The 14,496-nt window shown below is 35.7% G+C and carries 19 protein-coding genes and 1 pseudogene; 2 read left to right on the top strand and 18 right to left on the bottom strand.

The window, feature by feature from the left end:
- Nucleotides 1-24 precede the first annotated feature (24 nt).
- The 15 genes from BMZ31_RS09175 to BMZ31_RS09105 all read right to left on the bottom strand — a co-directional run bounded on the left by BMZ31_RS09175 (nt 25) and on the right by BMZ31_RS09105 (nt 10,944).
- Nucleotides 25-1,014: a phosphotransferase enzyme family protein gene (locus BMZ31_RS09175; RefSeq protein ID WP_090831451.1), complete on the bottom strand. Its 990-nt coding sequence runs from the start codon at nt 1,012-1,014 to the stop codon at nt 25-27.
- 533 nt (nt 1,015-1,547) lie between these two features.
- Nucleotides 1,548-1,718, bottom strand: coding sequence for a DUF3934 family protein (locus tag BMZ31_RS09170; protein WP_090831450.1), 171 nt, complete (start codon nt 1,716-1,718; stop codon nt 1,548-1,550).
- 109 nt (nt 1,719-1,827) lie between these two features.
- A complete protein-coding gene (locus tag BMZ31_RS09165; protein ID WP_090831449.1) occupies nt 1,828-2,139 on the bottom strand; it encodes a hypothetical protein in 312 nt (103 codons plus the stop codon).
- A gap of 19 nt (nt 2,140-2,158) precedes the next feature.
- Nucleotides 2,159-2,578 carry a GNAT family N-acetyltransferase gene (locus BMZ31_RS09160; RefSeq protein WP_090831448.1) on the bottom strand — a complete coding sequence of 140 codons (420 nt, stop codon included), beginning with the start codon at nt 2,576-2,578 and terminating at the stop codon, nt 2,159-2,161.
- A 35-nt stretch (nt 2,579-2,613) separates the two neighbouring features.
- On the bottom strand, nt 2,614-3,288 hold the full coding sequence (locus BMZ31_RS09155) for an AlkZ-related protein (protein WP_090831447.1): 675 nt from the start codon (nt 3,286-3,288) through the stop codon (nt 2,614-2,616).
- Between the two features lie 150 nt (nt 3,289-3,438).
- The gene (locus BMZ31_RS09150; protein ID WP_090831446.1) at nt 3,439-3,810 is read right to left on the bottom strand and encodes an ArsR/SmtB family transcription factor; all 372 of its coding nucleotides are present in this window, start codon (nt 3,808-3,810) and stop codon (nt 3,439-3,441) included.
- On the bottom strand, nt 3,811-4,230 hold the full coding sequence (locus BMZ31_RS09145) for an SRPBCC family protein (RefSeq protein ID WP_090831445.1): 420 nt from the start codon (nt 4,228-4,230) through the stop codon (nt 3,811-3,813).
- Nucleotides 4,231-4,361: 131 nt separating this feature from the next.
- Entirely contained in the window at nt 4,362-5,951 is a 1,590-nt protein-coding gene (locus BMZ31_RS09140) for an MDR family MFS transporter (RefSeq protein ID WP_090831444.1), read from the bottom strand.
- 12 nt (nt 5,952-5,963) lie between these two features.
- Nucleotides 5,964-6,830: a TetR/AcrR family transcriptional regulator gene (locus BMZ31_RS09135; protein ID WP_175478057.1), complete on the bottom strand. Its 867-nt coding sequence runs from the start codon at nt 6,828-6,830 to the stop codon at nt 5,964-5,966.
- Between the two features lie 350 nt (nt 6,831-7,180).
- Nucleotides 7,181-7,645 (bottom strand): hypothetical protein, encoded by a 465-nt coding sequence (locus BMZ31_RS09130; protein ID WP_090831442.1) that lies wholly within the window; start codon nt 7,643-7,645, stop codon nt 7,181-7,183.
- 226 nt (nt 7,646-7,871) lie between these two features.
- Entirely contained in the window at nt 7,872-8,366 is a 495-nt protein-coding gene (locus tag BMZ31_RS09125) for a DUF3267 domain-containing protein (RefSeq protein ID WP_139205948.1), read from the bottom strand.
- Between the two features lie 385 nt (nt 8,367-8,751).
- On the bottom strand, nt 8,752-8,994 hold the full coding sequence (locus BMZ31_RS09120; protein ID WP_302846849.1) for a GNAT family N-acetyltransferase: 243 nt from the start codon (nt 8,992-8,994) through the stop codon (nt 8,752-8,754).
- Between the two features lie 126 nt (nt 8,995-9,120).
- Nucleotides 9,121-9,615 carry a DUF1572 family protein gene (locus tag BMZ31_RS09115; protein WP_090831439.1) on the bottom strand — a complete coding sequence of 165 codons (495 nt, stop codon included), beginning with the start codon at nt 9,613-9,615 and terminating at the stop codon, nt 9,121-9,123.
- Between the two features lie 212 nt (nt 9,616-9,827).
- A complete protein-coding gene (locus BMZ31_RS09110; protein WP_090831989.1) occupies nt 9,828-10,247 on the bottom strand; it encodes a DUF1801 domain-containing protein in 420 nt (139 codons plus the stop codon).
- A gap of 94 nt (nt 10,248-10,341) precedes the next feature.
- On the bottom strand, nt 10,342-10,944 hold the full coding sequence (locus BMZ31_RS09105; RefSeq protein WP_090831988.1) for a GNAT family N-acetyltransferase: 603 nt from the start codon (nt 10,942-10,944) through the stop codon (nt 10,342-10,344).
- A 246-nt stretch (nt 10,945-11,190) separates the two neighbouring features.
- On the opposite strand from BMZ31_RS09105, the pseudogene BMZ31_RS09100 reads away from it, so the two are divergent.
- Nucleotides 11,191-11,561, top strand: a pseudogene (locus BMZ31_RS09100) (GNAT family N-acetyltransferase).
- Nucleotides 11,562-12,056: 495 nt separating this feature from the next.
- Here BMZ31_RS09100 and BMZ31_RS09095 read toward each other — a convergent pair.
- Nucleotides 12,057-12,410 carry a DUF5412 domain-containing protein gene (locus BMZ31_RS09095; protein WP_254778714.1) on the bottom strand — a complete coding sequence of 118 codons (354 nt, stop codon included), beginning with the start codon at nt 12,408-12,410 and terminating at the stop codon, nt 12,057-12,059.
- Between the two features lie 218 nt (nt 12,411-12,628).
- On the opposite strand from BMZ31_RS09095, the gene BMZ31_RS09090 reads away from it, so the two are divergent.
- Entirely contained in the window at nt 12,629-12,949 is a 321-nt protein-coding gene (locus BMZ31_RS09090; protein WP_090831438.1) for a DUF3221 domain-containing protein, read from the top strand.
- A 32-nt stretch (nt 12,950-12,981) separates the two neighbouring features.
- On the opposite strand, the gene BMZ31_RS09085 is transcribed toward BMZ31_RS09090, so the two are convergent.
- Nucleotides 12,982-13,605 carry a DUF4269 domain-containing protein gene (locus BMZ31_RS09085; protein ID WP_090831437.1) on the bottom strand — a complete coding sequence of 208 codons (624 nt, stop codon included), beginning with the start codon at nt 13,603-13,605 and terminating at the stop codon, nt 12,982-12,984.
- Entirely contained in the window at nt 13,598-14,425 is an 828-nt protein-coding gene (locus tag BMZ31_RS09080) for a DUF2785 domain-containing protein (RefSeq protein WP_175478056.1), read from the bottom strand. The genes BMZ31_RS09085 and BMZ31_RS09080 overlap by 8 nt, the downstream gene beginning before the upstream one ends.
- Nucleotides 14,426-14,496: the final 71 nt, after the last annotated feature.

Below are 14,496 nucleotides of genomic sequence, written 5' to 3'. Positions count from 1 at the left end.
CCTTTTCAGGTACCCTCCCATCCTTTATTCCTTTACCAGCGAACTTCGATAGCTATCAATCTTATTTAATAGTTTCAGCCGTAAATTATTAAGCCAATCTGGATGATCCTGAGATTCTTCAACATTAACGGACCGTATGATTTTCGCAAACAAAACTAACTTGTGCATTCTTATGAATCCATGGATATCACTAAATAAGTTCACATCTAAGTCTGTTTGAGTTTTATATCCTTCAATAAATTTTACAAAAGAAGGATTACTTAAATCTACTTGTTCTTCAAATAAATCTCTGACTGCATTTGCAATATCGGCCATATACCAAGAGCATGCACTTTCATCGAAATCTAAAGCACTAAAGCTTCCCTCATTCCAACGCAAATTATCCATTTCAAAATCATAATGGATATATCCGTAATGGTGAACCGATTTCTCCAGTCCATTTGCCCATTTTCGAACTGACTGTAGTTCATTAAGCACAACTATGTCGTCGCTTTCTAGTTGTTGTTGAACAGTTTCCAAGTGATTTTCCCAAGTTTGTCTATTGAGTTGAAAATCTTTCGGCATCTTTTTCAGGACAGCATGAAGCTTCCCTAATGCTTCGCCCCAAGCATGAAATTGATCGTCATTTAGGTCATCCGTTTCAAGCTGTTGACCTGGTAACTCATCAAATACTACGGCATGAAATGTACCCTGTTTGGTTTCAATTGTTTCAACAAAATTTCCTTTTAGCGACTTTACAGGTTGAACGACATTTAGCTCTTTACCGTTTAAGTATAGAAGAATATTCATTTCAGATTGAAGGCTAGCCACATCTCGTTCACTAGAATCATTGAACCTCAGATACCTCGTTTTCCCTTTACTTTTAAAAATAAAGATAAAGTTAGCTGATGCACGTAAATAGTAAACTGTGCCTTTATCATATTCCCAATTTTGGAGTATCTCTTCAGCTAAAGAACTTCTCCATTCGTGATCAACCGTATCAACCACTTTTTTCATCGTACTCAATTTCATCATGGTATTGTGCCTCCCCTTAAAAATTTGAAAATACCAAATGAAATGAAATAGTTGTAATCCCCCACCAGTCAAAAGACAAAAAACCACAGGGTGATTCCTTAACCCTGTGGTTCAAAGTGTTTGGTTAAATAACGAAAGTTAACTAAACTAATCCGTTAGAGTGAGAATAAACACATATCATTTCCAAGGTTATTTCCATTGAATTTTGCATTAAAGATTCTCACTCCCTTCATATCAATTAAGAAAATATTACCACTTTTTCTATAAAACTGTCAATTAAAAAAAGGCTCCCCTCTAGTTCCTTAAGAGTCACCCCTAAAATATTCATACATCATTTAGCTTCCAAATTTGGTCACCAATTGCGTTTAGTTCTGTTCCAATACGATAAAGCAAGTATGAAATCACAATTAAGCATCCTATATGAAGAATTCTGTAAATAGAGAATTTCCTGTTATTTTGATATTTCCTCTGACATCATTCTTTGACAAAACTTTCTCAAAAAAAGACCACCGGCATGCGGAGGTCTTAGATTGCTACTCATTCTTATCTTTTGATTCATCCCCGTGCTTAACACCTTTGCTCACGTAAGGTTTTGCACTTTTCTTCTTATTTGCACCAGCAGCCCAACGATTCCAGCCCTTTTTCCCTGTTCCTCTACCTGTGCCGCCGCCTTTAGATGAAGTTTTTGCTTTAGCTTTCGTCATAAGATCACTCCATTTGTTGCTTCATTGATTTCATTTTTGACAAACCATAATGAAATATACCATAACATATTAGAGTCAGTATTGAAACAACAATATCCGTTTTCGTTCATCATTTCCCTTGATTTCTAAATGGCTCAAATACATTTTGTACCCATTCACGAAAGACGTCGTCTGCTTCTTCATCGGTTTTCACGCATTTGATGAAAACGCCTAGATTTTCATCAAAATGAGGTTCGAAAATTGTCAAAAAACTTTGTCGTTCAGACTCATTCATAAATTCATTGAAAAACAAATCCATAGAACCGTCTAACCTAACCCATGCTATCCCCTCAATAAAAGGTGTAAACTTATCCTCATAATTATCTACGTGCAAATGATTGCCATTATAATTACTAGAGTGAAAATAGGTTTCATTTTTCATAGACTACCTACCTTTACACTTAAAGTTTCAAGCAAAACACTTGTTGGGCATAGGCATTTTCATACCCTATCTTTTTGTAAAACTCGTGTGCTTCCAGTCTATGTTCACGCGAGCGCAACCGCATTTCCTGCCACCCATTATTTTTGGCCCAGTCCTCACATTTTCTCATGAGTTTTTCACCAATGCCTTGTCTTCTTGCATGTTCATCGACAACCAAGCCACCAATTTCTGCATACTCCAGTTCTATCAAGCATTTCCCATAAACATGTGCCCATCCTAGAATCATTTCTTCTTTCTCGAAGACAAACACTCCATGATCCCGATGGTTTAACAATCGCTCTAGACGTGATTCTACCTGTTCTTTTGTTACAGGATATCCCAATTGAATGGAAAGATTCATGATTTCCTTGGCATCAGTCATTTTTGCACTTCTGATCATCGTTGAACACATCCTTTCTTAAAAATAAACAACAACTAAAGCATAAAGAACTTTTCAACCTTTTTAAGTGACTCCGGCGTACATACACGCGAAAAATGACTTCTTAATTTCTCTTTTGCATTGTCTAGATTCCAGTCCATGGCTACGTCATTCTTTTCCATCCAATGAGACATCGTTTCAAAAGAAGTGCTGCTCCATCCGTTCTTTTCTCCATTAGCATCTTGTTTTTCTTTAATTCCTGAAATCGTGATATCTAAGGTTCCTTGAAGTTCGACTAGAGCTTGATCAAAGGCTTTTTTCTTCTCTTTATTCTTCATTCCTGCTTCAGCTCGTAATATACGTGTATCGATACCTTCGTTTTCTTTAATCAAATGGTACAAGTTCATTGCCTCTTTTGAAATCAGACCGTTTTTGTAACGATCATTTACAGAATCTTGGCGCCCTAAAACAGCCCTTACACAAGGAAGCAATTCGCGGGATATTAAAATCGACTTTTTCTTAAGAAATTTCCCATAAGCTGCTACTCCATCTGCCGCAAACTTGGTACGCCATGTCCAAGGGTCAAATTCTGTGTCAGAATGCCAGCTTTCCTTAGATGTCATACTATTTAAAGAAGGATATTCCGGAAGCAAATCAGCTAAAGGCAATAACCCTATTTCTTCAATTACTTTGATTGCTTCTTGATAGGTAATAATTTTGTAATCTTTCATTTGGACACCTCATTTTCTCAAAACTATGTAACTTATACATTTAATGATTCGCTATGCCTAACAAATATCCTTTTCTTTTAAAACCCTCTCCATAACCATTTTCAACATGAAAAGAGACTGACATTCAAGTGATATCAGTCTCTTTTTACTCTATTCCATTTTTTGATCAGATCCAGTCTTAATCACTTTTATATCACTATCATCTTCATTTTCCACCAAATGCTTCAACATAGACAATTTATTGCTCCAGAATTTTTCATAGTAGGCAAGCCACTGATGCAACTCTTCTAATGGTTCTGGTTGCAAATGATAAATCTTTTCTCGTCCTAACTTCTTTCCGCTAATTAACTTAGCCTCGGTTAGGATATGAAGATGTTTGACGATTGCGGTGCGACTGATTGAAAAATGCTCTGTAATTTTCGATATCGGCATTTCTTCGACTGAAAGTAATCGTAGGACCTCTCGACGAGTTGGGTCGGCAATTGCCTGAAATACATCATACTTTTCGGCAGAGGAAGACACTTACGCTTCCACAACCTTTTTAAGTCGCTCATTCACAATATTGACCCATCCACTGTCCATGCGATCGCGGATGACAGAGTTTTTCTCTCTCGCTTTCTCGCTAATTGCATCTGGATGCTTCCATCCTCCGTGAATGAGCGTGAATTCAGTCTGTTTGCCCATTTCTTTTAAAAGAAATGTCACAACCCATCCGTCCGTGTCCCATATAAAAGAAATTTTATGCGGCTCTTCGACTTCTACCACCTTACAAGGAGACGGCCCAAATGGAGACTGAATGTGGAATTCGTGACCGACAACAGGCTTAAAATCATTCGGCATAAGCCATGCTGACATGCCTTCAGATGTAGATACCTTATCCCATACTTTCTGAATTGGTGCGTTGAATACTGCAGTTTGTTTAATATCTTGTAGAGTTTCCAAATTACATTCTCCTTTATTTTAAAAATAACACCTTTTGGTTTCATTTTCATATTATAACACCTTTTGGTTATATGTCAATCATAAAAAATCTACCCTCCTAGGCATTATACCCATTAGGATAGCTCCTTAATTTATTCAGTAGCTAATTCTTGCTCTTCAGTTGCTTCCTCATCCTTTTTGTCTCGGTTAATTCGGCTCTTACCAACAGATAAGGCAACCAGAATACCGATACCGATGAAGATCAACCCTGTTAAGAAGACACTTGAGAATGAATTTGCCCACACGTTTTTGATTGTACTGATTAAAGGCGTTTTTAACTCTTTTGGGAATGGTAACAATTCAGGTTTAATCAAAATCCCAAACATCGCATCTGTCTTCTTCCCGATTTCTTCGAGAGCTTTGGCTAAGACTGGATTAGATTCATCGCTAGCAGCTGCTTTGATTTTGTCAGCAAGGGAATGGTTCATTACCGCATTCAAGATTGTAATCCCAATCGTACCACCAATAGAGCGGAAGAAAGTTGACGCTGATGTCACTTCACCTAGTTGGTGTTTAGGGAACTCGTTTTGCACCGCAATCATTAATGTCGGCATTACTAGACCCATACCAAATCCAAGCACTACCATATAGACATAGGCTGTATATTCATTTGAATCGACGCCCATTGTACTCATTAAGAGGAATCCGATAAAAGTAATCACCATACCGGAAGTCAAGACGGTACGGAAGTTGAATTTCAACAATAATCTACCACCGATAATACTTGCAGCAATTAACGCGATCATCATGGGAGTCATCGTTGAACCTGCTTTTGTCGGGCTAACGCCAAGAATTCCTTGCATAAACATAGGAACAAACATGATCGCCCCGAACATGCCAAGACCTAGTAAGAAGCCTAGTACATTTGTTGTGGCAAAAACTCTATTCTTGAAGAGGTCAAGACTTAAAATCGGTTCCACCGCTCGTTTTTCAACATATAAGAACAGTGCCAACAAGACAATAAAACCTCCGAATAGCATGTAGCTTGTTGTTGAAGCCCAAGCAAACTTATCTCCGCCAAACGTAAGTCCTAACAATAAAAGAATAACTGCTGGAATCAAAGTAAATATCCCAAGGAAATCGATATTGACTTTGCCTTTACTTCTAATTGTCTCGTTTCTCATACCGATTACGATCATAGCTGTTGAAAGCAAACCAAAAGGCACATTAATTAAAAAGATCCAGTGCCAGCTGATATGGTCAACCATCAAACCACCGATAAATGGTCCGATAACCGAGCTTAAGCCGTAAATCCCACCAAATACTCCTTGCCATTTTGCACGTTGTTCAGCAGTGAAAATATCACCGATAATCGTTTGTGTAAGAGGCATGATCATACCTCCGCCAATCCCTTGTAAGCCTCTATAGAAAACAAGTTGTTCCATAGAATCAGCCGTACCACAAAGGGCAGAACCTAAAATAAAGATAAGGTTACCTAAAAGATACAATTTTCTTCGCCCATATAAATCCGAAAGCTTACCTACAATCGGCACAACTGTCGTTGACGTAATAAGATAGGCTGTCGTTACCCAGGCAAATATCGAGAATCCATTTAAATCAGCAATAATGGTTGGCATTGCTGTTCCGACAATGGTCTGCTCCAGGGCACTAAAAAACATACCGATAATCAAGCCGGTAAGTATAAGTTTTGTGTTTAAAGGTTTTTGTTGTTGTACTTCCATATTCACTTCTCCTTATAAAAGCTGAACGTTCATGATCTCAGCGAATCGTTCTCTCTCATTTTTAATTCGTTGGATTCCTTTCAAATTAGCAAGCATCCCTTGTATCATCAGTTTTTGCGGATATTCTTTTTTTACTTCATTCATGAGAAATTCTATAATCTGAGTTATTTCCTCTTCAGAAATATCTAGATGTGGTTCCAAAGAGAGTAATTGCTTCATTTTTTCTAGCAATTCCTTTGCTTCCTCCACTTTTTCTTCCTTTTCTGTCCACGGTTTAAGAAGTTTTTCCATCTTCTTTTTATCTAAAATGGGTTGGTAGTCACTTTTCATCAAGCCCTTAATGACATCGTCATAACGCTCCATCAGATAATCAGCGAAAACTGCAGTCTCTACAGGTTCTGTTTTCCAAACAAATGTCCTCAAGAAGGATTGCTTAATCCCTTCACAAATGGTCACGGCATCCGCCACATAAGGCTCAATCTCAGGGCCATAGACTTTTATTAGATATTGCTCATACCATTTGCACATCTCAAAGTAGTTTTTCCGCATAAAAATCTGTAAGCCTTTGATAATGGAAGCATTCTGCTCACGAAAATGCATTTTCATAAATGGTTGATGGGATATAAAATTTTCAATCTGAACCTTTAATTGCTCTTTCATCCTTGCTTTTGGAGGCAATTCTTCACTTACTTTTTGCATTTCTGACCGCATTTTTTCACTGTAGTAATGAAATATCTCGATAATCAAGTCGTCTTTTGAAGGAAAATAAGTATAAAATCCACCTTTGGAGATACTTAAGGCACTGGCAATTTCTTGAACAGACGTTTCATGATAGCCTTTCATCGCAAACATTTCAATTGCCTTCTCAATGATCTCCACACGCTTACTACTCCTCAACATATCACCCCTTTGACCACCTGGTCATTCAATAAAAGTTATTATATAAGGTATATGACCAGTCAGTCAAACGTTTTTTGAATAACTCCTTCCATTTTATTTTGAAGACATTTTGATCTTATTTAATGAAACAGAAAACAACAAGAACCTTTAGGATTCGGAATAAAAGTGATTTCCACCAATCGAATGTACCAATTTTGCCAAGTCTTTTACCCGAGATTCCCATAGGATTTACAACATGTTTACCAATGGGATCATTTAAGAAACTGCATCTCTTTTTGTACTAATCATCAACTTTTTTCTATAACTTTAATAAATAAAAGTGCAACCAGCTATGGTCGCACCTTATGATCAGAATTGATTAATTTAAGTTCCTTTTCAGATTTACCCGATTCAGGACAAAGTGAAAGTAAATCTGCGTTAACCGCATATGTAAATGTATCCTTTGTTTTTATTTCTTTCTTGTCATTGATAATTAATTTATCATATTTTAAAGAAATTTTTATTAGATGGGTATACGTTCCGTCGTTTTCAGTAGGCTTAAGCTGCTTTATCCAAACATGAATTCCTTCTGGTTTTAGCTCTCCCCAATTTATGGAGTCTGCATGATATTTATTATGATAATAATCGACTAAGCTATGACGCATCCATACCTGCATGGTGTCATATATGAACATCTTTGTAGCTTGGTCCTTCACTTCATATCTATCTCCTCCTACTGCTGTAACTTTAGCAGCCGAAGCATTACCCGCAATTAAGAAAAATACCGAGACTAACATAATCACTACTTTATTCATCGCAACAACTCCCATATCTTAATATGACTAGTGTTGCCTAAATTGTGCAATTGATGCCAGAGGGAACGAGGAGCGTATGCACAAAGATAGAGTATTTCTTTTTATTTTCCGCTAACTTTTCAGATGTTTGACGAGCTGGATTAGTTTTAAAGTCTTCATATTTTTCCAAGTCCTTTTCAAATTTGCTCTAACTTATGTTCAAACTCATTTGAGTTACTTTTTATTACTATTTTATTCGGTAATAACCTCTGCAAAAAACGGTGTTCTTGGGTTTAATTGCAATGAGAAATGAATTAATGATATCTGAAGAAGAAATCAAAGTGTTGATCCAACTTACAAATAATAGGATTAATTTGATATTTCCTAATACATAAAACGAAATAATAACTGGCACAACCGATAACACAATAAAGGGCAAGCTCATAAAAAACCAGAATCTAACTTTTGAGAGAATTGCATTTGTATGTAGCCAAAAAAATATACCGCTAAACGTTAGGCTAATATCACCTTTTTTGTTTATGACCAAAATGTGTAGACATTCGTGAATGATGAAGACAAGGATACCTATTATAATGAGTAAAAATATATTAATATTAGTGAATCCTATAGTAAAGAAATGTGGTATCAGAAAAATGATTATCTGAAGTAGGTATACAAACTTCATATAATGTTTTCGATACCAATTAATTTGTATGAAAGGAGTCCATTCTGACAAATCCATACTAGTCTGTTGTAAGTGTCGAAACCAAATTATCATAGGTCTTCACCTCCCTCATTTAAACTAATACATTTTTAAAGCGTTGTTCTATTAAAACGCTCTGCTCCTAAGCACGATAAGAAAAACGTTTAGTTTAACTCACCTATGGGTTAGGCAATTCTTCTGTCATTTCATATAAAGTGTTTATTAAATTCTTTTTCCTTCTTCTAAGACCTCTAATTTTCTTCTTAGATTCATTATCGTATTTCCACCGATACATATTTTTCAACACCTTTGTTTATTAAGGCTTAATCAACTAAGCTCAATTTGGCTTAATAAGAAGTTCAACAAAAAAGGCCGTTAATCCTTCTTGGATCAAACGTACCCGTAGTTGAGTAAGACAGCTTTTTTAAATTGGCAGACTCATAGTAACTGTTCTTATGTAAAATCCTAATTTTTCATACAGTTTAATTGCTTGGTTTCCTGCAAATACACTTAAACGAACTTCGGAATATCCTTCTTTCTTTAGATGTTCAATACCTTTTTCCATCAACTGTTTTGAAATCCCATTTCCGCTAAATTCATCTAAAACACATAATTCATAGATAAAACCGTACTTATTATCTGTAAATGGGTCTTTGCTTGTCCCGATTAAAATCCTAATTCATATTTTTTCTATACAACAAATGAAATTTAAACTGTCCCTTTCTTGAATAAGAAAAAAGCTTTACTCTTTCTAGAAGTAAAGCACCCAGGTAGTAGAAAAAGTATCCATTATTTATTTTTTACGAGGGATAGTTAATGTCTTCCAATAACCTGATTTTAAAATTTTTGCTGCATAAATTATTTGCCCAATATGATAAGAATAGTGGTACATTTGGCGTTCAATAGCTTCGATAACTGAATGGGGTTCATTTCGGATGGTTATTATTTTTAAGAGTTGTTCATCTTCAATACGATTCAATGCGTCAAAAAAGGTATCCCAGCCAAATTCCCACAGTTCCATTATCTGTTCTTTGGTTTGAATATCTCCCACAAATTCATCATCTCGATTTCGGTAGGGTTTTTCTCCATCTGTTGTAAGGAAATCAGTCCACCGAGAAACCATATTACCACTCATATGTTTCACAAAGATCGCGACACTATTAGACTCTTCATTCGGAGCCCAAAATAATTCGCTTTCGGTTAATTGTTCTAAGGCTTTTTCAGCGGTAACTTTAGCATCCATAAATCGTTGGATAACTGTTTTTAAATATTCGCTACCTATATTCATAGAATCACCTCACCATAAGATCCTTATTTTACCGTGTGTCCTTACAATTATTTTCGTATTAATTAACGTAATGTATAAATATAAATCTACTAAGTTTGAACACTTCTTTTGGAACAAGCTAAAGGACTGCCCTATTAACCAAAATTTTAACCAATCATTACTTTAGATTTGTTACTTTTAAAGCATTGCCTAAAAATTAATTCTCTTTATCATTAATCAGGATAAGTTTCCTTCAGAAATTTAATGGATTGTAAGATTAATTCTTTCAATACTTCCACATCAATGTCCGCTATCTTGTTGATATATACACAGGCTTTTCCCGTTGTATATTTCCCGAACTGCTGTAATAATTCTTCCCTTTTCGGTTCACCTGGTGCAAAATACAGACTGATTTTTGCCTTGCGCGGTGAGAAGCCAACGAGTGGTGCATCACCTTCATGTCCAGAGGCGTATTTATAATGATACGATCCGAAGCCAATGATACTAGGTCCCCACATCTTCGCTTCAAAACCCGTAACCTCAGTAAAAATGTCCAAAAGTTTATAAGCATCTTCTCGTTTTTTCGGGTTGTCGACCGATTCAATAAATTCAATGACACTGCTATCTGTTTCTTTTGTTTTAAGTTCATACATGACTTTTTTCTCCTTTTTGTAATAAAACCCCATTCTAACGTCGCAATCTCCCAACCAAATATCTTCGAATAAGACTTTGCTTCCTTTCGAATTGTTAAAATACAATTTTAAGAATGTTTGATTGGATATTGTCATTGTTTTTGATATAGTCCTCATGGAGAAGCCCATAAACCGCACAGTCCTTATACAGTTTCTTAGCGTTTCGAATCATATGCTTGATGGTTCCTTCTTGTTTCATCCCTACTTTAGCCATGATGACTCCAGAGGCTGGATTATCTGTGTTATGTGCAGCAGATATCTTGTGAATATTCATTTGCTTAAAGCCAAATTCTACGATTGCTTTCAAAGCTTCAGTGCCATACCCTTTGTTCCACCAGTGAAATCCGAGTGAATAGCCCACGTTACAGTTTTCCGTCAGCATGTCAAAATTGTAGAAATCAATACAACCTATTAGTACGCCACTTTCTTTCAATTGAATTCCCCAATAGCAAAAATCTTGTTTTTCATAATTACTGACAATCTCAGCAACCCTCATGTTTGTCTCAGAAATTGACTTGTGTGCACCTTTAATGAGATTGTCCATTACCCTCTCGTCCGAAAGCCAATGATCATATACACTTTTTGCATCAGTGAGATCTAATTTTCTTAATATTAAGCGCTCGGTTTCTATTGTAGGGGTTCCCATATATTTAATCATGTAATCACCTTCAACTCTTTTATTAATTGTGAAGAACATTATAGAAGTCCTTTTCTACCTCCTCCTATAGAAATCCTTCTTTCCTTTGCTCAAAATCAGAAAAAGCTGACATATTGACTACTCCAGTTTAAGATGAAATTATTATATAATTTATAAATAAGGAATGGTTGAAAAGTGACGGAGCAAAAGACAATTTCCATACGTGAGTTGAATAGTCAAGAAGAATGGAAAAAGGCATTTCCAGTGATGAATCAATTGAGGACTCATTTAGATGAGGCAAGTTATCTTCAGTTAGTTGAAGAAGCAACAAATAAGGAAGATTATAAGATGGCTGCACTATTTGAAAATGAAAACATCGTTGCCTTATTGGCTTTATGCCCATGATCACCTTATACAATGGCAAATTCATTTGGGTCAGCGACCTGGTGACCGATGCAAATATCCGATCAAATGGACATGGTGCTGCCCTTCTAAACTATGTTGAAAAATGGGCAAAGAAAAATGGTTATGATATTGTTTCGCTTTCATCTGGGTTGCAACGTGTGGATGCCCATCGTTTTTATGAAGAAAAGATGAACTATGACAAAACTAGCTATGTGTTCCTAAAAAGGCTTTAAGAATGCAATATTAGTCAATAAAAGAAAAAAGACATTCGCGTGAAGGTCTTTTTTCTTTTCTAATTCATTTTCATATGCTAAAGTAACAAGTTTATTTTCCCACGAGTACCTACTGTCTTTCCCTTAAACTGAATTATTCACGTAGGTCATCATATAATCGTTTTTTTACTAATTGGAAATTTCTTGAGTGATACTAGAAAATCATTCGTTTGCAAGTCAATACTGATATCCAAGGGATCATTTTTCTGTTTATATTCATCACTATCAAGAGTAGGTTACAATTCGATTTTATCTGAAGATAATTCCCACGCTTAATAAAAAGTCATTGAGCAAGATCCGACCGCCATTGGTGATAAGTAGGTTACGCAAAATGCTGCCAAACAAGTGTTAAATTTTCTAAATCACATTTTATTAGAAGCGATTTCCCTCTGTCCTGGGGGGTGAAAAGTTCATGTATACTCCCCACTTTTCCTCTCAATATTAAACAAGCAATTCTCAGTCTCGTCTGAAGTCGTATGTATCCTGTGGAACCGTTAATTCATGCCCATTAATAACAACTGTATCTTCATCCTTCCATTCAATTTGCGCATACTCTTCGTGATAATTCCAATAAATATTTTTAGCCCTTCTATTCTCCTTATTAAAGATAAGTTCCCCACGAACGGCATAATCTGTTGTAGCTCCACCGTTTGAAACATATGCTTTTACTGTATAAGTCCCATCTGGGGAATCTGCTCTTGTCTGATAATCGCCCTTCGGTAACCGATTCATGTCAAAAAATGCCCAATAGACACCGTAAGCTACTACTAAAATGATGATTAAGGGAATGAAAACGATTTTTTTCTTCAATTTATTTCCTCCTGTATTTGCAGTTACTATTATTATGACCAAACCAAGGGAGCTCCTCTTTTCAAACAATGATAATTGAAACTTAAGTGATTTTAATCCGTCTATATTTTTATATCATAGGCTCTTTTTAAATTCCTGCGCAAAGAGAGCGGACTCCTGTAATTTTTAACTTAAATGTAGTTTAACAGAGCAAATGATTAAAATAAGGAGAATGAATCATGAGAAAAACTTTTATTCTAATTGCTTTTCTATTCATCGTATTGCTTGGATTCATCGGTTCAAGTGACCAAGAAGATGACATTGGCAAGGGTGCTTTTGACACTATCGGTATCATTAAAGAAATTGACACCGAAGGAAGAAGGATTTTGATCAAAAGCCAAGAAGACGGGTTAATTTGGATAACACTAAGTGCATTTGATAACATTTCAAGATATCAAGAAGGTAAAGAAGTTGTCATTTGGATAAGCGGAGGTATTGCCGAATCTTATCCTGCACAAGCAAAGGCGAGGAATATCGAATTTACAACTCCAAATCAATAAAACTATCATGACTTCTAGACATCTGAAAGCCCCTATTTTTTATTAGCGATCCTAATTGATAGAAACTCACGTAACCTCACATCATCCCAATCATACATTTTCAACAATTCTTGATAAGGATCGCCTTCTATTTCTAAGAATGTTGCAAAAGCTGGTTCCGTTTTTAACCCGTTAGCCCTAAGATGCCTGATATATTTCTTTTCATCTTCATCGAGAAGATTTAAGATTTGGTGCTCGATTTTCATATGTTTGTAGCCATTTTGATGGATTGTTGGAATAGCTTGTGCAAATATTTCAATCGGCCAATCATCAATCTTAAAATTAATTGTTATGGATTGGATTCCATTAACCATTTCACTTAATATTTTGAAATCACTAGCTAAATGAAAATGGGATTCTACTAGTTTTTTAAACCCTTTAAAGTCATGCACTTCGCAAATGATGTCAATATCACTTTCAAGGATATCTATATCAATAGGAATAGTCCCTACTAAAATAGGATCAAAATCTCTTAATATCTCCATGACATTCATTTTGATTAGAAGTTGATAAACTTCAACCTGTCGAGAATTTCCTTGGGCTAAATAGTCTATATACTCAAAATCTATCTCGGATTCTTCCCTCACATCTTTACACCTCAAATCGGACTTATCCATAAACCTTTCTATAATCCTCTTTTAGTATGTTTTCGATCGTTCCCCTTATTTCGGTACCGATATTCCTATATTTCAACCTGAAATACAAAGTCTTTATGAAGGAATTGAATGTGGTTTTCTTCCTGAAGTAGAAAATGCTGAACCCTTCCTCTTTTCTAATTTCTGCTAGTTTAAGCGATATGCCGATTAACCAGTTTGATAATAAACTATCATTTAGTCCTATTTCTAACAGAGCTTCAATAGGAGTGATTAATCGTTCATCTTCTTCATTAAAGTATGCTTGTCCATTCGTAAGACATTTTTCAATTGTTCGGAGGCTTTTCTCTGCCATATCCATGTGAAATAAAGGATGGCGAATGGCCTCATCTAAAAGATCTGCGCCATGTGCCACTGCGTGAGCCCACCCTTTACCTTCAACATGCCCTCTAGTATCAACTTCATTTTGAAGATATGTCAGACCACTTTCAATTGCTTGTTTAATTAAGATGTCAGACAGGCTTTGTTGTTCACGATCTTTATACAGAATTAATGCAATAACTGATGCAGAAAATGATCTTGTAAAAACTGAATCTGTATCTTTTTCACCAATTTTGAAGAATAGATGTTGGTCATCTAACAGAGTTACTAACAAATTCGATAGTTGACTTTCAGTTAAATAACCGTCGTTTATTAGCTTACAAAATGTACCGTAAATAAGCTTGTCACGTAATTCAGAATCTGGAGAGCCAATTTGGTCCACCATTCTTCTTAACAAACTATCAAGTTCCAAGAAGTTTTCATCACTCAAATCTAATTTCAATAAATCCTCTTTCAGAGACAAGCACATCACCTCCAATAATAATTGCGATGTTTATACTTTAACATATTTTACCTATTGAACGGTATCATCGC

The sequence above is a fragment of the Bacillus sp. cl95 genome, assembly GCF_900115925.1.
In the GTDB taxonomy this organism is placed as follows: Bacteria; Bacillota; Bacilli; order Bacillales; family Cytobacillaceae; genus Neobacillus_A.
This window is presented reverse-complemented; position numbering and strand designations above follow the sequence as displayed.